General features: G+C 42.7%; 18 protein-coding genes. 11 read left to right on the top strand and 7 right to left on the bottom strand.

The annotated features are described in order from the left end of the window. Nucleotides 1–66 precede the first annotated feature (66 nt). Nucleotides 67–1,398 carry a multidrug efflux MATE transporter BexA gene (gene bexA, locus DW862_RS16630; protein ID WP_120069448.1) on the top strand — a complete coding sequence of 444 codons (1,332 nt, stop codon included), beginning with the start codon at nt 67–69 and terminating at the stop codon, nt 1,396–1,398. 48 nt (nt 1,399–1,446) lie between these two features. Then, nucleotides 1,447–3,549 (top strand): S9 family peptidase, encoded by a 2,103-nt coding sequence (locus tag DW862_RS16625; protein WP_120069445.1) that lies wholly within the window; start codon nt 1,447–1,449, stop codon nt 3,547–3,549. A 175-nt stretch (nt 3,550–3,724) separates the two neighbouring features. Here DW862_RS16625 and DW862_RS16615 read toward each other — a convergent pair whose 3' ends face one another. Beyond that, nucleotides 3,725–4,231 (bottom strand): flavin reductase family protein, encoded by a 507-nt coding sequence (locus DW862_RS16615; protein ID WP_008022792.1) that lies wholly within the window; start codon nt 4,229–4,231, stop codon nt 3,725–3,727. A gap of 18 nt (nt 4,232–4,249) precedes the next feature. Continuing rightward, entirely contained in the window at nt 4,250–5,248 is a 999-nt protein-coding gene (locus tag DW862_RS16610) for an MBL fold metallo-hydrolase (protein WP_120069439.1), read from the bottom strand. A 298-nt stretch (nt 5,249–5,546) separates the two neighbouring features. On the opposite strand from DW862_RS16610, the gene DW862_RS16605 reads away from it, so the two are divergent. From DW862_RS16605 to DW862_RS16560, 8 genes are all read left to right on the top strand, one after another. Continuing rightward, nucleotides 5,547–6,767 (top strand): site-specific integrase, encoded by a 1,221-nt coding sequence (locus DW862_RS16605; protein WP_120069436.1) that lies wholly within the window; start codon nt 5,547–5,549, stop codon nt 6,765–6,767. A 12-nt stretch (nt 6,768–6,779) separates the two neighbouring features. After that, complete coding sequence (locus DW862_RS16600; protein WP_014775337.1) at nt 6,780–7,163, top strand: hypothetical protein; 384 nt, start codon at nt 6,780–6,782, stop codon at nt 7,161–7,163. Between the two features lie 277 nt (nt 7,164–7,440). Further along, nucleotides 7,441–8,682, top strand: coding sequence for a primase-helicase family protein (locus tag DW862_RS16595; protein WP_120069432.1), 1,242 nt, complete (start codon nt 7,441–7,443; stop codon nt 8,680–8,682). 251 nt (nt 8,683–8,933) lie between these two features. Further along, nucleotides 8,934–9,905, top strand: a complete 972-nt coding sequence (locus DW862_RS16585) for a toprim domain-containing protein (RefSeq protein WP_014775340.1) — start codon at nt 8,934–8,936, stop codon at nt 9,903–9,905. 266 nt (nt 9,906–10,171) lie between these two features. Then, nucleotides 10,172–11,479 carry a MobV family relaxase gene (mobV, locus tag DW862_RS16580; RefSeq protein WP_014775341.1) on the top strand — a complete coding sequence of 436 codons (1,308 nt, stop codon included), beginning with the start codon at nt 10,172–10,174 and terminating at the stop codon, nt 11,477–11,479. 314 nt (nt 11,480–11,793) lie between these two features. Then, on the top strand, nt 11,794–12,291 hold the full coding sequence (locus DW862_RS16570; protein ID WP_005941195.1) for a hypothetical protein: 498 nt from the start codon (nt 11,794–11,796) through the stop codon (nt 12,289–12,291). Nucleotides 12,292–12,310: 19 nt separating this feature from the next. Beyond that, on the top strand, nt 12,311–12,970 hold the full coding sequence (locus tag DW862_RS16565; protein WP_005941197.1) for a hypothetical protein: 660 nt from the start codon (nt 12,311–12,313) through the stop codon (nt 12,968–12,970). A gap of 66 nt (nt 12,971–13,036) precedes the next feature. Then, nucleotides 13,037–15,652 (top strand): UvrD-helicase domain-containing protein, encoded by a 2,616-nt coding sequence (locus DW862_RS16560; protein WP_014775343.1) that lies wholly within the window; start codon nt 13,037–13,039, stop codon nt 15,650–15,652. A 312-nt stretch (nt 15,653–15,964) separates the two neighbouring features. Here DW862_RS16560 and DW862_RS16555 read toward each other — a convergent pair whose 3' ends face one another. Further along, nucleotides 15,965–17,062 carry a PspC domain-containing protein gene (locus DW862_RS16555; protein ID WP_008016256.1) on the bottom strand — a complete coding sequence of 366 codons (1,098 nt, stop codon included), beginning with the start codon at nt 17,060–17,062 and terminating at the stop codon, nt 15,965–15,967. Nucleotides 17,063–17,083: 21 nt separating this feature from the next. Then, a complete protein-coding gene (locus DW862_RS16550) occupies nt 17,084–17,410 on the bottom strand; it encodes a PadR family transcriptional regulator (RefSeq protein ID WP_004312715.1) in 327 nt (108 codons plus the stop codon). 165 nt (nt 17,411–17,575) lie between these two features. On the opposite strand from DW862_RS16550, the gene DW862_RS16545 reads away from it, so the two are divergent. Continuing rightward, on the top strand, nt 17,576–18,073 hold the full coding sequence (locus tag DW862_RS16545; RefSeq protein ID WP_120069429.1) for a GNAT family N-acetyltransferase: 498 nt from the start codon (nt 17,576–17,578) through the stop codon (nt 18,071–18,073). Nucleotides 18,074–18,145: 72 nt separating this feature from the next. On the opposite strand, the gene DW862_RS16540 is transcribed toward DW862_RS16545, so the two are convergent. The 3 genes from DW862_RS16540 to uvrA all read right to left on the bottom strand — a co-directional run bounded on the left by DW862_RS16540 (nt 18,146) and on the right by uvrA (nt 23,297). Next, on the bottom strand, nt 18,146–19,705 hold the full coding sequence (locus DW862_RS16540) for a peptide MFS transporter (protein WP_117683528.1): 1,560 nt from the start codon (nt 19,703–19,705) through the stop codon (nt 18,146–18,148). Nucleotides 19,706–19,802: 97 nt separating this feature from the next. Continuing rightward, a complete protein-coding gene (ybaK, locus tag DW862_RS16535; protein ID WP_120069425.1) occupies nt 19,803–20,282 on the bottom strand; it encodes a Cys-tRNA(Pro) deacylase in 480 nt (159 codons plus the stop codon). A 189-nt stretch (nt 20,283–20,471) separates the two neighbouring features. Beyond that, nucleotides 20,472–23,297, bottom strand: coding sequence for an excinuclease ABC subunit UvrA (gene uvrA / locus DW862_RS16530; RefSeq protein ID WP_120069477.1), 2,826 nt, complete (start codon nt 23,295–23,297; stop codon nt 20,472–20,474). Nucleotides 23,298–23,410: the final 113 nt, after the last annotated feature.

Below are 23,410 nucleotides of genomic sequence, written 5' to 3'. Positions count from 1 at the left end.
TATTCTAAGAAAGCCGGACACCCTATTTTGGTTGCCCGGCTTTCTTTCTCTAAACAATATAATAAGATGAAAACTAAATATTCGTATAAACAAATCTGGACGATCACCTTCCCTATCCTGATCAGTCTGATTATGGAGCAAATGATCGGCATGACGGACACGGCCTTCCTGGGACGTGTAGGAGAAATCGAGCTGGGTGCTTCTGCTATCGCAGGGGTATATTATCTCGCCATCTTCATGATGGCATTCGGCTTCAGCATCGGCGCACAGATCTTAATCGCCCGCCGCAACGGAGAAGGGAACTACAAGGAAATCGGACCGATTTTCTATCAGGGCATTTATTTCCTGCTTGCCATGGCAGTGATTTTATTCACATTCTCCATCGTATTTTCACCATATATCTTAAAGAATATCATTTCGTCTCCTCACATTTACGATGCAGCCGAAAGTTATATTCATTGGCGTGTGTATGGGTTCTTCTTCTCTTTTGTCATGGTCATGTTCCGCGCCTTCTTTGTAGGTACAACACAAACCAAAACACTGACACTGAACTCTATCGTAATGGTGCTTTCGAACGTGGTATTCAACTATATCCTGATCTTCGGTAAATTCGGTTTCCCGCAACTGGGAATTGCCGGTGCTGCCATCGGTTCGTCACTGGCCGAAATGGTATCGGTGATTTTCTTTATCATCTATACATGGAAACAAATTGACTGCAAGAAATATGCGTTGAACATATTGCCCAAATTCCATGGAAAAACACTGAAACGCATACTGAATGTTTCTGTGTGGACAATGATTCAGAATTTCGTTTCTTTGTCTACCTGGTTCATGTTCTTCTTGTTTGTGGAACATTTGGGAGAGCGGTCATTGGCGATTGCCAACATCATCCGCAACGTGTCGGGGATACCGTTTATGATTGCAATGGCATTTGCTTCCACCTGCGGTTCGTTGGTAAGTAACCTGATCGGTGCAGGCGAACAGGATTGTGTACGGGGAACTATCAAACAGCATATCCGTATCGGATATATCTTTGTATTGCCGATCCTGGTATTCTTCTGCTTATTCCCGGATCTGATTCTGCGCATTTATACAGACATCCCGGATTTAAGGGCGGCATCCGTACCTTCACTGTGGGTACTATGCTCTGCCTATCTGGTACTGGTGCCTGCCAATGTGTATTTCCAATCGGTATCAGGAACAGGAAATACGCGGACTGCATTGGCTATGGAACTCTGTGTACTGGCTATCTATGTCACATACTCTGCATATTTCATTATGTACCTGCGGATGGACGTCGCTTTTGCCTGGACAACGGAATGTGTGTACGGTACTTTTATACTGTTGTTCTGCTACTGGTATATGAAGAAAGGAAACTGGCAGAAAAAGAAGATTTAAATCCTTTTTTCACTATCTTCGCAAGAAAATAAACATTTTATAAAATATATGAGACAAGCTAATTTATTTATGATGTCGGCAGCAATGTTGTTAGCTGCCTGCGGAGGAACCAAAGACGCAGGCAAAACAGATCAGGTGCTTATCGAGAAATCGGATATTAAGATCGAAGGGAAGCGCATGACTCCCGAAGCACTTTGGGCTATGGGACGTATCGGCGGATTCGCCGTATCGCCCGACGGAAAGAAAATTGCGTATACGGTAGCGTATTACAGTGTACCGGAAAACAAGAGTAACCGCGAAGTTTTCGTGATGAACGCAGACGGAAGCGAAAACCAGCAAATCACTCATACCCCGTATCAGGAAAATGAAGTGACATGGATTAAAGGAGGCACCAAACTTGCATTCTTAAGTAATGACAACGGAAGTAGCCAGCTCTATGAAATGAACCCGGACGGTAGCGGACGCAAGCAATTGACCAACTACGACGGAGACATCGAAGGTTATTCCATTTCGCCGGATGGCAAAAAGCTGCTGTTTATTTCACAAGTAAAGACGAAAGAAAGCACTGCTGATAAATATCCGGACCTGCCGAAAGCCACAGGTATCATCGTGACCGACCTGATGTACAAACATTGGGATGAATGGGTGACGACAGCTCCACATCCTTTTGTTGCCGACTTCGACGGTAACGGTATTTCCAATATCGTGGATATCCTGAACGGAGAACCGTATGAAAGTCCAATGAAACCCTGGGGTGGCATTGAGCAACTTGCCTGGAATACAGCTTCGGACAAAGTAGCTTACACTTGCCGTAAAAAGACAGGACTGGAATATGCGATTTCTACCAACTCCGATATTTACGTTTATGACCTGAACACCCAAAAAACGGAAAATATCACGGAAGAAAACAAAGGATATGATACCAATCCGCAATACTCTCCAGACGGCAAATATATCGCCTGGCAGAGTATGGAACGTGACGGTTACGAAGCCGACTTAAACCGTCTGTTCATCATGAATTTGGAAACCGGAGAGAAACGTTTTGTGAGCAAAGCATTCGAATCGAATGTAGATGCCTTTGTCTGGGGTGCAGATGCCAAGACTATCTATTTCACAGGGGTATGGCACGGAGAATCGCAGATTTATGCGCTGGATTTAGCCAATGATTCGGTAAAGGCAATCACTTCAGGAATGTACGATTATGAAAGTGTAGCTCTTTTCGGGGATAAACTGATCGCCAAACGTCATTCAATGAGCATGGGTGATGAAATTTATACTGTGGCACTGGATGGCTCTACTACTCAACTGACGCAGGAAAACAAGCAGATCTACGACCAGTTGGAAATGGGTAAAGTGGAAGGTCGCTGGATGAAAACAACAGATGGCAAACAGATGTTGACATGGGTAATCTATCCTCCGCAGTTTGATCCGAACAAGAAATATCCGACTTTGCTGTTCTGTGAAGGAGGTCCGCAAAGCCCAGTAAGCCAGTTCTGGTCTTATCGCTGGAATTTCCAGATTATGGCAGCCAATGATTATATCATTGTTGCTCCGAATCGTCGCGGCTTGCCGGGATTTGGCGTGGAATGGAACGAACAGATCAGTGGTGACTACGGTGGCCAGTGTATGAAAGATTATTTCACTGCTATCGATGAAATGGCAAAAGAGCCGTATGTAGACAAAGATCGCTTGGGATGTGTAGGTGCCAGCTTCGGAGGATTCTCTGTATACTGGTTGGCGGGACATCATGACAAACGATTCAAAGCCTTCATCGCCCACGACGGTATCTTCAATATGGAAATGCAATATCTGGAAACTGAAGAAAAATGGTTTGCCAACTGGGATATGGGAGGCGCATACTGGGAAAAACAAAACCCGGTGGCACAACGTACGTTTGCCAACTCTCCTCACCTATTCGTGGAGAAATGGGATACGCCTATCCTCTGTATTCATGGAGAAAAAGACTACCGTATTCTGGCTAATCAGGCAATGGCTGCTTTCGATGCTGCCGTGATGCGTGGTGTTCCTGCAGAGTTGCTGATTTATCCGGATGAAAACCACTGGGTATTGAAACCGCAGAATGGAGTTTTATGGCAACGCACATTCTTTGAATGGTTGGATAAATGGGTGAAGAAAGCTCCATCTAAGTAAAATTTTAAAGCACGGATTATACGAATCTCACAGTCATTTGATTCACTAAAACTGCATATTTCATATAATCTGTGCTTAACGACTTTCCAATAAAGTAAAATAAAAGAAGGCTCTGTTCTCAATCTACTTGAGTTCAGAGCCTTCTCCATTGCATCCATCATAAATCGGCTAAATCTTACTCCGAATAAATATTTTCAATTTCTACAATATACATCTTGTGGAAACCACCATGAGCACCACCGTACCACTTTTCCAATGATTCCTTATCCAGAAAACATTCCGGTTTGATACCGTCAGCATAAAGCTTCTTACACTCCAGGCTCAATCGTGCCTGCTCGAACAACACATTGCCATTTTCTGTAAACACTGGCTTCAATCCGGTCTCTTTTACTTTATCTATATTACGTCCCGACTTAGAACCACAAATAGCGTGAATCTTCTTATTTTCTGCCCCTAAGAAAGAAAGAGTCAGGTGATCGTTCTTCTCTACAAATTCATACGTATACCGTTCGGGACGGATAAAAACGAAAGCAACAGGCTTGTTCCACAGCCAACCGATGCCACCCCAACTTGCTGTCATCGTGTTAAACTTCTCTTTTGTTCCGGCCGTAACCAGCATCCACTCTTTTCCAATCGCTTCGAAAAAGTTTTCTTTCAGGTCTTTTACTTCTAATTTCTTCATCTCTTTATTCGTTTCTAATTATTTCTGTTTTTTCAATTTTACAATCTCTCCCAAATAGGGAATCTCCACTGGAATCTTCCGTTTCTTTGCTTCTGCTGCAAAAACTTTCGGAGGATCGTGCAAAGGCTCGTCAGACAAGTCGAATGTGCCATAATGCATGGGAATGGTAAGACCTGCATTCATTTCTTCGGCAGCAGTCAAGGATTCGTATGGCGATATATGGTTGGGACGCATAAACCAGCGAGGTTTGTATGCACCGATACCTAACAAAGCATAATCCGGTGCTCCGAACAGATCGGGAATCTCACGAAAATGGCTGGAATAACCCGTATCACCACTATAATAAAGAGAAATCCCATTTCCTTGCAGCATAAAAGCTCCCCACAGTCGCTGCCCACCATCACGTACGGAACGTTTGCTCCAGTGTTGTGCCGGCAGAAACGTGATCTTCAATCCTTCATCTTCCATTTGTTGATACCATCCGGCTTCAATCACTTTCATTTCAGGGAACCATCCCTGAATCAGTTCACCGGTTCCCAAGCCGCAGAAAAGTTTCATTTGCGAGTTATTCTTCAGTAAGCGGGCTATACTCTGTTTATCCAAATGGTCAAAATGGTCATGGCTGACAAGTAGATAATCAATCTCCGTAAATATATCAGGATTAGCAGGAAATTCACTCTGTCTTTTCACAAAAGGAATACTGCCGAACACCGGATCGAACATGATTCGCTTACCTGCTAATTGAAGAAAGAAAGAATTATGTCCGAGCCATATCAGAGAATCTCCTACCATCGCATCCAATGAGCGAAGATAACAAACTTTCGGGTCCCATTTCACCGTCTTCTTCTCTTTGCGTTGGGGATTGGGCGAAAGACGCCATTTCAACACGCTGCCCATCCCCGGACGGAAGCGATGCTGCCTGTTAAAAAAACGTCCGCGCACCATCGGATTTCCTCTCCAATAAGGATTGACTGTCGCTAAACGTTCGTTTCTCCTAAAACATATATGTTCACCCATTTTTATTTCCTGAATACGTATTTACAAACTTACAGAAAATCTCTGGAATAACCTCGAAAAACGGGAGAAATGACGCTAAACGACTTAATATCAGAGTTGCTACGGTGTCAAATGATGACAAGCCGAAAAATCGGAAAACGCAAAGAAAAGCGGATTTAAGAAAAAGAATGGTTTGCAAATCATTACCCGTGAAAGAGTAAGATTTAACATATGAGAGATGCTATTGCACCGTTTGTCACCGATTTGCGTATCAAGGTCTAACTCGTTGATATTTAACTTTGCAAACAAAAAAACGAGTATGGCAAGAAGTACATTCAAAGTGCTGTTCTACGTGAACGGCAGCAAGGAGAAAGACGGTATTGTCCCCATCATGGGACGAGTGACAATCAACGGTACTGTGGCGCAGTTCAGTTGCAAGCAGACCATCCCGAAAACCCTTTGGGATGCGAAAGGCAACCGAGCCAAAGGCAAGAGCGCCGAAGCACGGAACATCAATCTGGCATTGGACAACATCAAGGCGCAAATCATCAAGCACTATCAGCGCATATCCGACCGAGAGGCATACGTAACGGCTGAAATGGTGCGCAATGCCTACCAAGGGGTAGGAAGCGAGTATGAGACACTGATAAAGGCTTTTGACAAGGATTGCGCCAACTTCCTGAAACGTGTCGGCAAAGACCGCAGCATCGGCACATACAAGGTCATGGTAAGGGCAAGGAACTATGTCGCAGCCTTTATCAAGTCATTCTACAGACGGACGGATATGTCCATGCTGGAACTTACACCCGACTTCATCAAGGAGTTTGCGGCTTATCTTACGGCTGAACGGGGACTGAAAAACGCCACCATCTGGCTGAACTGCATGTGGCTGAAAGGCGTGGTCATGCGTGCGCACTATAACGGACTGATGCCGAGAAATCCGTTTGCGCAGTTCCATATCAGCCCGAATGTTAAGGAACGGGAATATCTGACAGAGGACGAAATCAAAAGAATCATGGCGCACGAGTTTGACAACCCCACCCTCGCATTGGTGCGAGACCTGTTCATTTTCGCCTGCTTCACCGCCTTGTCTTTCGTGGATATGAAAGAACTCACAACGGATGAAATAGTGGAGGTGAACGGTGAGAAATGGATATTGTCGAAACGGCACAAGACAAATGTCCCGTTCCAAGTGAAGCTGCTGGATATTCCCTTGCAGATAATCGAACGGTACAAGTATCTGTCGGAAGACAAGCTGGTTTTCGGAAAAATCAACTATTGGACGATGTGCAAACAGCTGAAAAAGGTAATGGCGGAATGCGGAATAGAGAAGCAAATCTCCTACCATTGTGCACGTCATACGTTTGGGACACTGGCTCTTAGCAAGGGGATGCCCATTGAAAGCGTGAGCCGTGTTTTGGGACACACGAACATTGTCACGACTCAAATCTATGCGAAGATAACCACACAGAAACTTGACAATGACCTGACGATGTTCGGCAACAAGCTGAACGCATCGTTCGGAAGTGTAACCCCATAACCAAGCATAGCCATGAAACGAAGCATCATCACAACGGACGGCAACGGCAACATCACCTTGCCGACCGATATAGGCGCAACCGCCATGAACGAATGGGAACTTTGCGACCTGTTCGGAGTAACCGCCCCGACATTCCGTGCTGGGGTAAAGGCTCTTTGCAAGAACGGAGTTTTAAGGGAATACGGAACAAGGCGAAACATACGGGTATCCGATAATTGCTGTATGGAGGTTTACAACCTTGAAGCGATAGTTGCCCTCGCTTTCCATATCGGCACATTCGGAGCGGAAAGGGTACGCAATGCCGTTCTTGAAAGACTGTACCTGCGAAAAGAGAAAACAAGCATCTTCTTCTCGCTGAATACCAACAGTATATCCAAATCCGAATACTTCTCGTAGCTGAATGCCTGACATAATTCACTCGGTAAGTCAGTAATTCATTAAGTCAGTACGACAGAACGACAGACGCTCTGGTTTTTTCTCCCGAAAAGCGTAATCCGACATTCGCTTTTCGGGAGTTTTTCCGTTTGCACAACCCGTTTCCTGTCCCAAACCATTGAAAGTTTTTGTTTCGGGGGCTATTTGTCACCATTCTGCCGTGTTTTGCATAACAACCTATCCGATAATTGATTATATTTTTGCAGCTGGTAATTTTCAAACTTAAAACCATTTGATTATGTCAGCTATCGAACAACAGGACAGCCACAGACCGCCATCGGATGGCGGCATGGCAAAGGAAGAATTTATCCGTGTCGGGACAACGCTCTACAAGATTGTGGAGCAACCGAGACTGAACGGAGGGTATGTGAAGAAACGCATCGCATGGAACAACGAGACCCTGCGACAGGATTACGGCAAGGATTACATCGGCAGCGTTCCCAAGTATGACGGCTTCTGCACCGTACCCGAACACATCGGCTACCGTTCCGTGGTCGGCAAGTTCCTTAACCTTTACGAACCGATAGACCACCGACCGCAGGAGGGCGATTTATCGCATATCCAATCTTTGGTACGGCACATCTTCGGGGAACAATACGAGTTGGGGATGGACTATCTGCAACTGCTCTACCTGCAACCGATTCAGAAGTTGCCTATCCTGCTGTTGGTGTCGGAAGAACGCAACACGGGCAAAAGCACCTTCCTGAACTTTCTGAAAGCCCTTTTTCAGAACAATGTGACTTTCAACACCAACGAGGATTTCCGCAGCCAGTTCAATTCCGACTGGGCTGGCAAGTTGCTTATCGTGGTGGATGAGGTGCTTCTCAACCGCAGGGAGGACAGCGAGCGGTTGAAGAACCTCAGCACCACACTTTCCTATAAGGTGGAAGCCAAAGGCAAAGACCGTGACGAGATTGCGTTCTTCGCCAAATTCGTGCTGTGTTCCAACAACGAGTACCTGCCCGTAATCATAGACGCAGGGGAAACACGCTATTGGGTGCGCAAGATAGACCGCTTGCAGTCCGATGATACCGACTTCCTGCAAAAGCTGAAAGCGGAGATACCCGCCTTTCTCCATTTCCTGCAACACAGAAAACTGTTCACCGAAAAGGAAAGCCGGATGTGGTTCAACCCCACATTGCTGCATACAGAAGCCTTGCAGAAGATTATCCGCAGCAACCGTAACCGGTTGGAGATAGAGATGCACGAACTTGTCCTTGACATCATGGACAGTGTCGGCACGGATACATTCTCTTTCTGTTACAGCGACATTCTTCTTTTGCTGGTACACTCACAGGTAAAGGTGGAGAAACACCAAGTCCGAAAAGTGTTGCAGGAATGTTGGAAACTGACCCCTGCGCCAAACGGACTGACTTATACCACCTACCAGTTCAACTGCAATCGGGAGTGTCGGTATGAGCCGATAAGGAGAGTGGGACGCTTCTACACCGTCACAAGGGAGCAACTTGAATCCCTGTAATATTATCATTTTTCTGTTGAATTGTTGAATATGGGTATAAATACACTGACAATAAACGATATACATTCTCAACAAAATCTCAACAAGCCAAAAGAGAAGTTGAGAGACCACCGACACCCGTTTGTTGATTTCTCTTTTGGCGAGTGGTTTGTTGAGAAGATGTTGAGAGGTTACGAGGCTGTATATAAATATATTACATTGACAATTCATCAAATCAACAAATTTTCATCAACTTCAAAACCGTATGTAATATGACAATCCAAGATGTAAAGCAAATCAAACTGGCAGACTATCTGCAAAGTCTGGGCTATACGCCTGTAAAGCAACAAGGCAAGAACCTGTGGTATAAATCACCGCTACGGGAAGAAACGGACGCATCGTTCAAGGTAAACACCGAGCTTGAAAAATGGTACGACTTCGGCATCGGCAAAGGCGGAAACATCCTCGCATTGGCAGCGGAACTCTACCGTTCGGAAGATGTAGCCTATCTGCTGAAACGCATAGGGGAGCGGACAGCATACATCCGCCCTGCATCGTTCTCTTTTGGCAGACAGCATTCCGACAATCAGCCTTATCAGGGATTAAGGGTTGGTGAGTTGTCCTCTCCTGCTCTTATAGCCTATCTGCAAGAAAGGGGAATAAACATCGGACTTGCCAAAAGAGAATGCAGGGAGCTTCGGTTTATGAATGCCGACAAACCCTATTTTGCCATCGGCTTTCCGAACATGGCAGGAGGATATGAAGTGCGCAACAGATACTTCAAGGGATGTGTCGCCCCGAAAGACATCACCCATATCCGACAGCAGGACGGACAACGATGTATGTGTTACCTGTTCGAGGGGTTCATGGATTACCTCTCATTCCTTACCATCCGAGTAAGAAACAATCCGCAATACCCACGATTGGACACGCAGGACTATGTCATACTGAACTCCGTTTCCAATCTTGCGAAAGCGGAAAGCATATTGGAGACCTACACCCGAATCGGCTGTTTCCTTGATAACGACACGGCTGGACGGAGCACCTGCAAGAAGCTGAAAGAGAAGTTCGGGGAACGGCTGCTTGATAAGTCGCTGTACTATCGTGATTATAAGGACTTGAACGACTACCTGTGCGGTAAGCCCTTGTCCCAATCGGCAGAGCCGATAAAGGAGAAAAAGCAAGTCCAATCCGAAAGACGGATGATGCAGCCACCGAAAAAGAAAGGGGGATTTCATCTGTAATATGCACGTCCGCTCTCCCAAGGTATTTAGACAGAAATACCATAGCTCAATAGGGCGTTTTCTTCACGCATTACTCCGTAACGCTAAAAACACCCTATCGAGCCAAAGGGAAATCCCTTTGGAAACCCTGTGCAAACGAGAGCAGAAGCCAAACTCGTTTGGATTATGCCGAGTGCAGCAATGGTTCATTTGCATAATAAACCCTGTGAGCCGATGTCACAGGCAGAGAGAAGAGACATAACGATAACCGCAAAAATAGAAATAATATGGGATATTTTTCATTGGACATAAAGAAAGCAAAGGGTACATCGGACACCACGCAGTCCGACCATATAGAGAGAAAGATAATACCTAAAAACGCCGACCCGACAAGAACGCATCTGAACAGGGTGCTTGTCGAATACCCCAATGGCGTTCACGGCAGGGATGAAGCGATTGCCCACAGGCTGAACACGGCAGGCATCAGACGGAAAATCACACACGACCAAGTCCGTGTCGTTCGGGTGGTTTTGTCGGGTACGCACGAGGACATGATGAACATACAGGAAAAAGGAGAACTCGATGAATGGTGCAGCGACAGCATCCAATGGCTGCAAGCCACATTCGGCAAAGACAATGTGGTTGCCGCACATCTACACATGGACGAGAAGACTCCGCACATCCACGCAGCCGTTGTTCCCATCGTGACGGGTGAAAGGCGCAAAGCCAAGAAAGAACAGGCTGATGGCAAGCGCAAGTACCGCAAGAAAACAAATTCCGTCCGTTTGTGTGCCGATGACCTGTTCAACCGCCAGACCCTGGTCGCCTACCACGACAATTACGCAAGGGTGATGGCGAAATACGGATTGCAGCGTGGGGTACGGGGTTCGGAAGCACGGCACACCACCACCATGCAGTATTATAGGGACTTGAAAAAGAAGAATGAAGTCCTCGAAACTGAAACCAGACTGTTGCAGGAGAAGAAAGCCAAGGCGCAGGAGGAACTGAAGCAGGTGAAAGCGGAAATCCGTACCGACAAGCTCAAAAGCGCAGCCACCGATACGGCAACCGCCCTTGCAAGCAGTGTGGGCTCTCTTTTCGGAAGTGGAAAGATGAAATCGTTGGAACGCAGGAACGAGGACTTGCAAGACCGCATCCTTGAACTTGAAGACGAAGCCCGACAACGGGAACGGCAACAAGCCAAGCAGATACAGGAGATAAGAAACGCTTACGAGCAACAGCACCGCAAGCTGTCGGAGTTTGCGGATTTTGTCAGACGCTACTTTCCGTATGTGGAGAAGCTGATGCCCGTGATAAGTTTCCTGCGTGAACGTTTGGGCTTTAATGACGGGATAATCAGAAGACTGTGCGAGTTCAAGGAGGTCGGGATAAAAGGCGAACTCTATTCTTCCGAATTTAACCGAAGTTTTGATACCCGACATTCCGTCTGCTCCATCAAACAGGATGAAAACGGTAAATTCGATTTCAAGATAGACGGGGTTTCACACGTGAGCTGGTTCAGAAAGAAGATGAATGAGTTCAGAGAAGCTATCGGAATACCGAAGCCAAGACAGAATAGAAGTATGAAACTGTAAATCAAAAAAATCCGTGATAGTAGAATGGTATATCACGGATTTTTCATACTTTTGTATTGGATTGAGGCAACTCTTTCCAAGACATACGAAAAAAAGAAGAAGCGTTATGCTTATCTTGTACTTGAAAACGTAGGAAATTTTCAATTAGATGCAAGGATAGCATAGTGGTTCTCACGCATATAGCGTGGGCTGCTATTGTTACATCTGCATCTATGGTTTCCTACGACCTTCAAGTAAAGAATGTGGCATACAGTTCCACGCTTCTTTAATAGGTTAAATTCCTTTGGGAACTGGAGATTAAAAAAATGTAGTGTATGAGCGTAATAAAAAAATGGTTATTAGCTATTTGTGCCATTATATTAATGAATGGATGTGCACCACTTCGAATGCCTGTAATAGTGAGGAATGCTCCTATTGAAATGTATAAATACGCATACATTTCCCCAACAAAGGAATTGACATCAAGCACAGGAGGTACATATGGTGGGCAATACGGTATCTATGGTTCTTCAACCACCAAAAGTGTTAATCCAAGTGATGTAATAGCAGGAATACTAATAAAAGAAGGATATATCATATTACCCGAACTTAAACCCGAATTATCTAATGAAACTCTAATCGTCAATTATGGTGAGAGTGGCAGGCGTAATAGAGGTTTAGGTTACACAATAGAAGTAACTATACAGTTTAGCTCTGCAAAAACTAATGAAATGATATGTTCTTGTACAGCAGAAGGACAAGGCGAAACAGAAGCTGATGATATCCGTCAAGCCATTAGAAGAGCCTTAACAAGTTTATTCCCTGAGAAATAACCCAATAATACGACAGATTATGAAAAAGTTTTTAGTATTATCCGCTTTAGTTATAACTTCTTGTACACTCTCTAACGAGGAAAAAGCTGAGAAATTGGTTAAAGAGACGCTTAAAGACTATCTCTATCACCCTGATTCTTATGAGCCAATATCAACAAGAGTTGATAGTATGTTTATTGATGTAACTACTATCGAGCCTATTATGAAAATTAGCGATGAAATCAAGAATTTGATATCTAAAATAAATCGCTGTGAGAGAAAAATTGAATCAGCAGAATCTTCTATGGATATTTTTGCCCCCAATGGTTATTCTTCTCAATACTCTCGTGGAGAGTATTCACGAGCAAAAAAAGAAAAGGAAGAAGCCAAATCTGATTTGAACAAATACACCAAGAAACTTTCAGAACAACTTGCTTTTCTAAAAGAAAATGTCGCTAAATATCACAAAGGAGAATTTACAGGTTGGGCAGTAAGCCATAGATTTAGGAGTCTTAATGGAGCAGGCTCAATGACCATTCCGGGAGAAATGATTTTCTTTTGCGATGAAGAATTTACAACTTGTGGGGGTTATGAAACAGATAAGTTTGAGGACTTCGTAAAAATTTTAAACGCAGTAGATGAAGCAACTTCGGATGAAGATGTAATAGATTATTTTAAAGAAAATAATTTTTTGCTATAAATTCCGTATTTCCGTAGTACGCTAATTTTTATGCAAAGCAAATATTATCAACTGCTTTTTTTTAATATGCAATGGGCGTTTATTTTGGTTATTTGTATAATTGCTATTTCGGTTATTGTAATAGCGATGGTACGAACACGCCTAAAAAACAAATCCAAAGAGCTTGCAGAAAAGCTAAACCATATATCTGCATATAGCGAGAAATCAAATTATGAGCAAGCAAGAGAGAGATTATCGGCTCTTAATGAGAGGGCGTTTATAGATATTCCCTCAGACTTGAATAATGGCTTTTCTGGCAGGGTAATCTCCGCAACGCAAGAAAAAAATTTCATCAATCATTATAAGGTACATTTCCAAGAGGCATATTCACTTCTGAAGAAACTTGAAGCCTTTAACATCACTCCATCAGAAACCATATCCAAATTCATTAACGACTTTGGAAGAATCAACAAACTTGTAAAACAACATAATGATGGTGTTATAACCTTTCTACTTGACACGCACAGGGACTTTTTCGACCATTGCCTAAAATACCCATTAGACAAGCAACAAAGACGCTCAATAGTTTCAGAAGAGGATAATTGTTTAGTAGTCAGCAGTGCAGGTAGTGGTAAAACCTCTTCAATTGTCGGTAAGGTTAAATATCTCACCGAAATCAAGGGTATCGCACCTGAAAGAATTTTACTTATCAGTTATACCAACAAAGCAGCAGCCGAACTAACCGAAAGAATGGCGACCAATGGATTGAAAGGTTACACATTCCATAAGTTAGCCATTGATATTATAGGCAAAACAACAGGCACAAAACCATCGATTTGCGACAATACAGATTCATTGTTTGTTAATATATATCACAAATTGTTAGATAAATCGTCTTTCAAAAAAAGTATAGTGGAATACTTTGTTGATTACCAAACGAATGAAGCCGATTGGGAACAACGCAAGAATGAAAGACGAGAGCAATTATCAGAGCAAAAGAATGTGCAGCTAAAGGCGATGTTCCCCGATATGGACGGCAGAGCCATATATGTGAGAAGTGAACAAGAACAAAAAATATGCTTTGCTTTGTCCTCGCTGGGAGTGAAATTCAGATATGAAGAACCATACGAACATCAATTAGCAGATGAGATGCACTCACAATATCGTCCCGACTTCTCAATATATTTTAAGCAAGGAGGAGTAACCAAACGCATCTATCTTGAACATTTCGGAGTTGATGAACACGGGCTTGTTCCTGCTTGGTTCGCAAAAGACAAGGGTATAACCTACGAAGAAGCCAATCAGAAATACAATGATGGTATAACTTGGAAAAAAGCGGCTCACGAGAAATTTGGTACACAACTTTTAGTGACATCAAGTGCAGATTTCCATTATTCTGATATTAGGGATAAACTCCGTAAACTATTAGCTGAAGCAGGTGTACCAATTCAAGAAAAGACCGATGAGGAGTTATACGATTTAGTACTACCCAAAGGTAGCAAGCAGGAAAAGGCGTTTATACGACTTGTTGTTACTTTCGTTACATTGGTAAAATCAAGTTGTAAATCAGTTAAAGAGGTTTTGAAACAAGCCAAAAATGCAGATGATGAACGAAGTGTGTTTATCATCAAGAATATATTTCAACCTGTATATGAACACTACATAAATGCGTTAAGCGATAGTGACCAAATTGATTTTACCGATGCTATTCTTCAAGCCACTGAGATATGTCGTACTTCACACCCTGTTGAATATGATTATATCATAGTGGATGAGTTTCAAGATATTTCTGTTGACCGTTACAACTTCTTGAAAGTATTGCGAGAGGGTAATCCTCCTGCAAAGTTGTATTGTGTGGGTGATGATTGGCAGTCTATTTATCGTTTTTCGGGAAGTGATATGGCTCTATTCAATCAATTCCCCGAATATTTTGGAGCAACGGAGATAAACAAGATTGAAACTACATACAGGTTTGGAGAGCCTTTGGTTTCTTTATCGTCGAACTTTATACAACGCAATAAAGCCCAAATACAAAAGAATATCCATTCGTTCAGCTCAGAAATGAGAACCGAGTTGGAATTCTATGCTTATGATAGACGAGATTACTGCAATACGATAGGGCAACTTGTGGCTTCTATTCCATCGGATAAATCAATATTCCTATTGGGGCGTTACTCTTTTGATGATTACTACCTCTCTTTTATGTACCAATCAATTAAAGAGGGTAATAGATTCTACTATGTGATAGGAGGACGAAAAATAGAGTTTTTAACCGTACATAAGTCAAAAGGTCTTGAAGCGAATTATGTAATACTCTTACAATGCAATAAAGATACATACGGTTTCCCATCACAGGTGAGTGACGACCCTGTGCTTAACTATGTGCTCACTAAGAGCGACCAATTCCCATACGGAGAAGAAAGAAGATTATTCTATGTTGCAATAACAAGGGCTAAGATAAAAACGCTTGTATTATACGATAAGCGTTTCCCGTCTGTATTTGTGGATGAATTCTTGCACCCCGAAAAGGTGTCAGAAGAAAGCTATGTAAAGCACCCTAACGCCAATAAAAGATGGACAAGAAGAGCAGACCAATTTTTATTGAAACTGCACAATGAAGGTAAGAGTGTCAAATATATTGCAAACAAAATGGGTAGAAGTCAAACTTCGATTGTAATGCGATTAAACAAACTAAACAAATAGTCGAACTTTTTCTTTGATGTACCTTGTGTGCATCGGACTATTCTATTATTTTTGTACACAGAAACGAGTTACTTGAAAGCAATTCAAGGTAGAACGCAGCAGATTGTACCGTTGCCAAGTCGTTACCTCAAAAACGGGTAATTATCCCAAAGTCCTTTGTATAAGGTACTAACAGAAGTTTTCCAGAATTACTAAAAAATCTCGATTTACGATGAATAAGGGAAAACAAAAAATGTACCCCGGACACACTATCGGGGTACATTTACTTATAAAAGAATAAATATTATCCTTTTTTAATAGAATGAGGTTTAGTTAACAGCAGTGCAGCCCATACAGAGGCAGTTGCCAGCCAAGAGCAGAAAGATTAATGACCATAATGACCGCACCCAATATCCATAAAATCAGTAACGACCATTTCAAACCTGTTCCCATTGGTGACCAATGGAATAGCTGGCGCAAGATGGTATACAAAAAAGCTCCTAATGGAATACCAATGAGGGCAACTCCGGCAATCGTACCTAATAATGTCATCATAGGAGAGACGGAAGCAACCGGCATCCAGTCGATGGCAGGCAACAACTCATAAAGTAAAGCTCCTCCACTGACTGCCACGGCAATTGCCGCAAATACCAACGCTACCAATACGACAGCCAATACGAACAAGACAGGGCAACAAAGAATGACAAGAGCTACCAGAAATATCTTAAAGAGGACGGCAGCAATGGAAACAAATACATCGCCTATCTTTTGAAGAAAGGTACGAGGTTTACCGGAGTTCACATAATTATTAACCCCATCTGCTACCCGTTCGAAGCCGTCTGTCACTGTTTTGCCAATATTCTCAATGGTTACCGCTTCTCCACGCATACTTAACTTTTCTGCGGCGGTACGGGCTTCCGGAATAACGAGCCATCCGATAATATAAAGGATAATCATCGGACAATAAGGCACAAACACCAGAATAATCATCAGGATACGCACCAATGTGATGTCCCAACCGAAGTAAGCTGCCAGTCCTGCTGCCACACCACCCAACAATTTATTATCCGGATCACGGAACCAGCGACGTTGGGCAGAGGTTTGCGTATTACTTTGATTAGCGGACGATGCTTGTTCCGTTCTTTTCTGTGAATCTGTATCCTCGTCAGCAATGCCAAAATCTTCCGGTTTGCCTACGCGGGCGATAATTTCTTCTACATCCGAAACTGTGATGACCTGTTTTCCTTCAGTTACTTTCTCGGCAAACAGTTCGGCAATACGCATCTCAATATCGTCTACAATTTCTTCCGCACCCTCCTGTTTACGAAAGTAATGTTTCAAATTAGACAGATAATTGTCTAACAGTCGGTAGGCATCGTCATCTATATGATAAACTATTCCTCCTAAGTTTATGGTCAATGTCTTTTTCATTTTTATTTCTTCTTTTTCGGATTATCTATTGGCTATATGATTCACTGTGTCGTTAAGTTCTTTCCAGGAAATTTCCAGTTCTCCCAAAAAGGTTTCTCCTTGTTCAGTGAGTTTATAGTATTTGCGGGGAGGTCCCTGGGTAGATTCCACCCACTCATAACTTAACAGGTCGTCATTTTTCAGACGGGTCAGCAACGGATACAAGGTGCCTTCCACTACAATCAGTTGGGCTTCTTTCAATTTCTGAATAATATCAGAAGCATAAGCAGGCTCTTTGTGCAGCAAAAGCATGATGCAATATTCAAGCATGCCTTTCCTCATCTGTGATTTTACATTGTCTACTTTCATTATTCACTTCTTTTAGATGGCACAAATATATGCATTACTTAAGTACCTTGCATTACAAAGTACTATAAATTAATAATAATTAAAACATTAGAGAGTGCTTACCTTATTATAAAAAGAAATAATGGCTATATTTGTGCCCGTTAAACTATAAAATAGAAAACACGTATGTTTACAATTCGAAAAGCAACGGTAGCCGATTGCGAGCTTATTCATATGATGGCAAAGGAGGTATTCCCCGCCACCTACAAGGATATTTTATCTCCTGAACAACTGGATTATATGATGGACTGGATGTATGCTCCTTCCAATGTGCGCAAGCAAATGGAGGAAGAGGGGCATGTGTATTCCATCGCCTATAAAGAGAATGAGCCATGCGGATACGTCTCTGTGCAGCAACAGGGAAAAGATGTATTCCATCTTCAGAAAATCTATGTTCTCCCCCGCTTTCAGGGTACGCATTGCGGCAGTTTCTTATTTAAGGAAGCAATCAAATGTATCAAAGAGATGCATCCGGAACCTTGTCTGATGGAACTCAATGTGAATCGTAATAATAAAGCCTTGCAGTTTTACGAATACATGGGAATGAGAAAGTTACGGGAAGGTGATTTCCCGATTGGCAATGGGTATTATATGAATGATTATATTATGGGATTGGATATTTAATAAACCAAAATGTCCCGGAACAAGTATCGTGAATGTTCCGGGGCATTTTGTTATTTAGTCAATGACGGGATTCTATTTCGCTACGCGTTCCAGCCATTTTACCATTGAAAGCATTACAATCATAGAAGCACCTGTTGCGCCTACAAATACTAACCAGCAAGCCCAGATAGGAACAGTGGTATAAAGAATACCACCGATAAACAGCAGTGAATTACCCACAGCTGTTGCAGCTAACCAACAACCTTGCATTAATCCCTGCAAATGAGGAGGAGCCACCTTAGATACAAACGATAATCCCAGAGGAGAAATGAACAATTCGGCAACTGTAAGGATGAAATACAGACCGATCATAATCCACGGAGTCACACGAATAGCATTTATTTCAGCAGCACTCATAGTACCCAACACCTCTTTCGAAGGCAATGTAAAGGAGAATACCATCAAGAATACATACGCTAATGCGGCAATACCCATACCGATGGCAATCTTCATCGGGGTAGAAGGTTCTTTACCATTCTTTTTCATTGAGCCGAACATCCACATGATAAATGGAGTCAGGAATACAACGAAGAACGGATTAACGCTCTGGAATATTTCAGCTCCCTTGATCTGCGTAAAACCTAAGTCGATATTAATAACACTCAAATCCACATAGTCACGGGCAAAATAAGTCAAAGAATAACCATTCTGGTGGAAAGATAACCAGAAGAAAATAACAACACCGAATACTGCAAACAAAGCATAGATACGTTGTTTGATTTCAGTAGCGCTCATTTGGATTTCTTTCTTATTCACAGTCGCAGTACCTTTACTGGTTTCCAATTTAGTCGCAGGATCCGGGAAGCGTTTCTTATTTGCCATATAAATAATCAGCGAAACAAGCATAGCACCAATAGCAGCCATAAAAGCATACTGAAAACCACGGTTAAACACATCAAGGTAGTTATTAACAAACATACCCATATCTGTTACAGGAGTCCCATCAAGAACAACACTCTTAGCCAAAGTTGTCAGATTCTCCATTGCCTGTGGAGCCATATCATTTCCTTTTTCTAAATATTGATGGCACAATTCAGGTAAAGTGGCATCATAATCAAAGTTGTTCACCTTCAACCACCAGTTGCGCACACCAATAGCAATAAACGGTGCAAAAACAGCTCCAATATTGATAAACATATAAAATATCTGGAAACCGGCATCACGTAGGTTTGAATATTTAGGGTCATCATACATCTGGCCTACCAAAGCCTGCAGATTTCCTTTAAATAAACCATTACCAAAAGCAATCACCAAAAGTCCGAAACAAGTTAATCCCAAGTAAAGAGCCATACTAGGAACAGGGGTCGGAGTAGGAATGGCAATAATCAAATAACCGATAGCCATTAATATCAGCCCTACTAAAATAGTGCCTTTAAAATTTTTCGTCTTATCAGCAATAACACCTCCCGCCAAAGCTAAAATATAAATGGAAGCATAGAACGCGGAATAAATGTATCCGGTAGTTGTCTCGGACAATCCAAATTTCGCTGAAATAAACAATGTCAAAATCGCCATCATAATATAGAAGCCAAAACGCTCTCCCATATTAGCTAAAGCTGCAGCAATCAGACCTTTAGGGTGTTTACTGAACATAGATATAAGTTTTTAGAATTAATAAATGATTGATTTAAATAAATATTTCTTGCAAATATATACTTTTTCTTGAGTTTTTGCACAATGATTTGTTAAACTACTCCTCAAATAAACGACAAATTTCTGCTCTGGATTCACGAATCAAATCTTCCGGAGCTATTTTTATCTGAAGTCCCCGCACACCGGCACTTACATAAATATACGGAAATTCCCGGCTGGTTTCATGAATATAAGTGGGAAAATGTTTCTTCATGCCGATAGGCGAACACCCTCCCCGGATATATCCGGTAAGTGGCAGAAGTTCTTTTACGGGAATCAAATCGCACTTCTTATTACCCGATGCTTTAGCTGCCAGTTTCAAGTCAACTTCATGTTCTCCCGGAATGATACAGACAAAATATCCGCTTTTATCGCCATGCAGGACAAGAGTTTTAAACACTTGATCAATGTTTTCTCCTAAATCTGCTGCTACATGAACAGCACTTAAGTCGTTTTCATCCACTTCGTAGGGAATCAGTTCATAGGCTATCTTAGCCTTATCTAACAGCCGTGCGGCATTTGTTTTATTGATTTTCATTTTCGTTGTATTTATACTTTCTATATCTGATAAATAAAGAATTAGTGGGAGACAAAGTCCTCTATGACTTTTATTAAGGCACGGATTACACGGCTCTAATTAAATAAAAACCATGTAATCCGCGCCTTAATTAATATGATTAGAGATAGTTGACTTTATTGGGGGAACGCCCTCACTCTATATTTCAAATTAGAGCTCCAGCTCTTCGCGAAGAAACTTAGGTGTATATCCCTTAGGGCTCTTCGCAACCTCTTCCGGTGTTCCGTAACTAAGGAGTTCTCCCCCGCCCTTCCCCCCTTCAGGGCCCATATCGATAATATAATCCGCCATTTTAATCACATCCAGATTGTGTTCGATGACGATAACCGTATTCCCTTTATCCACAAGCTTATTCAGTACTCCCATCAGTACGCGGATATCTTCAAAATGAAGTCCGGTAGTCGGTTCATCAAGGATGTAAAGGGTCTTGCCTGTATCTCTTTTCGACAGTTCCGTTGCCAGTTTCACACGCTGGCTTTCTCCACCGGAAAGAGTGGTAGAAGATTGTCCCAACTTTATATATCCGAGTCCGACATCCTGCAATACTTTTATCTTATTCAAGATTTGCGGAACGTTTTCAAAGAATTCTACGGCACGGTTGATTGTCATATCCAATACATCGGCAATCGACTTTCCTTTGAAACGTACTTCCAGTGTTTCCCGGTTATAACGTTTGCCGTGACATACTTCACAAGGCACATATACATCAGGAAGGAAATTCATTTCAATTGTCTTATAACCATTTCCCGTACAGGCTTCACAACGTCCGCCTGAAACATTAAAGGAAAAACGTCCCGGCTTGTAACCGCGAATCTTAGCTTCCGGAAGACCTACAAACAGATTACGAATATCAGAAAACACACCAGTATAGGTAGCTGGATTGGAACGTGGCGTACGTCCCAAAGGTGATTGATCGACATTCACTACCTTATCGATGTTTTCCAATCCTTCAATCGAATCGTATTCCAAAGGATCCTGCAAAGAACGGTAGAACTTCTGCGATAGAATCGGTTGCAGAGTTTCATTAATCAAAGTAGATTTCCCGCTTCCTGATACACCTGTCACACAAATTAGTTTACCTAACGGAAACTCCACGTCAACATTCTTCAGGTTATTCCCTTTCGCTCCTTTCAGCCAGATAGATTTCCCGTTTCCTTTTCTACGCTTGGCGGGGATTTCTATCTTCATCTTTCCATTCAGGTATTGCGAAGTCATCGTATCGGTCTTCAGCATCTCCTGGGGAGTTCCTGCAAAAACAACCTCTCCACCGAGACGTCCGGCTTTCGGTCCCATATCGATAACATAGTCGGCAGCCAGCATCATATCCTTATCATGTTCCACCACAATCACGGAGTTTCCCATGTCACAGAGTTCTTTCAAGGAGTTGATAAGACGTAAATTATCACGCTGATGCAGACCGATACTCGGCTCGTCGAGAATATAAAGCACATTCACCAATTGAGAACCAATTTGTGTAGCCAAACGGATACGCTGGCTCTCACCACCGGAAAGGCTGACAGAACTACGGTTCAACGCCAGATAATCCAAACCGACATCCAGCAGGAACTTTAAACGTGTACGAATCTCTTTCAGAATCTCCACTGATATTTTCTTCTGCTTATCGGAAAGGAACTCATCTACCTTCATCAACCAGTCATACAGCTCGTTGATGTCCATGTTTGCCAATTCATTAATATTCTTATCGTGGATGCGGAAATGCAGAGCTTCCTTATTCAGGCGAGCCCCTTTACATTCAGGACAAACCGTTGTTTTGGCAAATTGTTCCGCCCATTTCTGCGCTGTCGCAGAAGCATCTTTCTCCTGCAACATCTGAATATACTTCACCACTCCTTCATAGGTAACAAAGTAATCGGATGAAGTGCCGATCAGCGAACTCTTGATTTTAATCCGTTCGTCAGAGCCATACAACACTTCATCAATCGCATCGTCCGGCAACTCCTTAACCGGTGTTTTCAACGTTACATCGTACTTCTCAAGCAAAGCACCGATTTGCCAGAAAATCATCGCATTCTTATATTTTCCCAAAGGAGCTATCGCACCTTCGTAAATGGAAAGTTCACGATCGGGAATCACTTTGTCCACGTCAATCTGATTGACTACTCCCAACCCTTTACACTTCGGACATGCGCCTTGCGGTGAATTGAATGAGAAGTTATGCGGAGCAGGTTCACGATAAGACAACCCGGTGACAGGACACATGAGCCGCTTACTATAATGCCGGATACTTTCGGACTGGGCATCCAAAATCATCATCAGCCCGTCTCCCTGACGCATAGCAGTTGCCACACTCTGTTTCAGACGCCGGTCGTCTTTCTCTGCAACCACTAATTTATCGATAACCACTTCCACATCGTGGTTCTTATAACGGTCGAGCTTCATACCATGCGTGATTTCACGCACTTCTCCGTCTACTCGTACATATAAATATCCTTTTTTACGTATCTGTTCAAAAAGTTCTCTATAATGTCCTTTACGTGAACGCACCAATGGCGCCAGCAAATATATTTTCTTTCCTTTATAATCTTTCAGAATCAAATCCAGAATCTGCTCTTCGGTGTATTTCACCATTTCTTCCCCCGACAGATACGAATAAGCGATTCCCGCACGGGCATACAACAAACGGAGATAATCGTAGATCTCGGTAGTTGTTCCTACGGTAGAACGGGGATTTTTATTCGTTGTTTTCTGTTCAATGGAGATAACCGGACTCAAGCCTGTTATTTTATCGACATCCGGACGTTCCAGATTGCCCAGGAAATTGCGGGCATAGGCTGAAAAAGTTTCGATATAGCGGCGCTGTCCTTCGGCAAAAATCGTATCGAAGGCTAAAGAAGATTTTCCACTACCGCTCAATCCGGTGATAACAGTCAAGCTATTACGGGGAATCTCGGCATCAATATCCTTCAAATTGTGCACGCGCGCACCGTACACATTAATATATTCTGTTTCCTGCATATTCATATCCTTCCATAAATGTTGCAAAATTAATGTTTCCGCCCGAAATATGCTCCTAAAAAAGCACAATATTATTTTCTTAACTCAAATCTTATGAAGATATAGGGCATTAT

The sequence above is a fragment of the Bacteroides sp. AM37-9 genome, from assembly GCF_003603455.1.
Lineage (GTDB): Bacteria > Bacteroidota > Bacteroidia > Bacteroidales > Bacteroidaceae > Bacteroides > Bacteroides xylanisolvens.
This window is presented reverse-complemented; position numbering and strand designations above follow the sequence as displayed.

Bases quoted from the DNA above. Each gene is read 5' to 3' on its own strand.
- bexA (WP_120069448.1), top strand. From the start codon at position 67: ATGAAAACTAAATATTCGTATAAACAAATCTGGACGATCACCTTCCCT.
- DW862_RS16625 (WP_120069445.1), top strand. From the start codon at position 1,447: ATGAGACAAGCTAATTTATTTATGATGTCGGCAGCAATGTTGTTAGCT.
- DW862_RS16615 (WP_008022792.1), bottom strand. From the start codon at position 4,231: ATGAAGAAATTAGAAGTAAAAGACCTGAAAGAAAACTTTTTCGAAGCG.
- DW862_RS16610 (WP_120069439.1), bottom strand. From the start codon at position 5,248: ATGGGTGAACATATATGTTTTAGGAGAAACGAACGTTTAGCGACAGTC.
- DW862_RS16605 (WP_120069436.1), top strand. From the start codon at position 5,547: ATGGCAAGAAGTACATTCAAAGTGCTGTTCTACGTGAACGGCAGCAAG.
- DW862_RS16600 (WP_014775337.1), top strand. From the start codon at position 6,780: ATGAAACGAAGCATCATCACAACGGACGGCAACGGCAACATCACCTTG.
- DW862_RS16595 (WP_120069432.1), top strand. From the start codon at position 7,441: ATGTCAGCTATCGAACAACAGGACAGCCACAGACCGCCATCGGATGGC.
- DW862_RS16585 (WP_014775340.1), top strand. From the start codon at position 8,934: ATGACAATCCAAGATGTAAAGCAAATCAAACTGGCAGACTATCTGCAA.
- mobV (WP_014775341.1), top strand. From the start codon at position 10,172: ATGGGATATTTTTCATTGGACATAAAGAAAGCAAAGGGTACATCGGAC.
- DW862_RS16570 (WP_005941195.1), top strand. From the start codon at position 11,794: ATGAGCGTAATAAAAAAATGGTTATTAGCTATTTGTGCCATTATATTA.
- DW862_RS16565 (WP_005941197.1), top strand. From the start codon at position 12,311: ATGAAAAAGTTTTTAGTATTATCCGCTTTAGTTATAACTTCTTGTACA.
- DW862_RS16560 (WP_014775343.1), top strand. From the start codon at position 13,037: ATGCAATGGGCGTTTATTTTGGTTATTTGTATAATTGCTATTTCGGTT.
- DW862_RS16555 (WP_008016256.1), bottom strand. From the start codon at position 17,062: ATGAAAAAGACATTGACCATAAACTTAGGAGGAATAGTTTATCATATA.
- DW862_RS16550 (WP_004312715.1), bottom strand. From the start codon at position 17,410: ATGAAAGTAGACAATGTAAAATCACAGATGAGGAAAGGCATGCTTGAA.
- DW862_RS16545 (WP_120069429.1), top strand. From the start codon at position 17,576: ATGTTTACAATTCGAAAAGCAACGGTAGCCGATTGCGAGCTTATTCAT.
- DW862_RS16540 (WP_117683528.1), bottom strand. From the start codon at position 19,705: ATGTTCAGTAAACACCCTAAAGGTCTGATTGCTGCAGCTTTAGCTAAT.
- ybaK (WP_120069425.1), bottom strand. From the start codon at position 20,282: ATGAAAATCAATAAAACAAATGCCGCACGGCTGTTAGATAAGGCTAAG.
- uvrA (WP_120069477.1), bottom strand. From the start codon at position 23,297: ATGCAGGAAACAGAATATATTAATGTGTACGGTGCGCGCGTGCACAAT.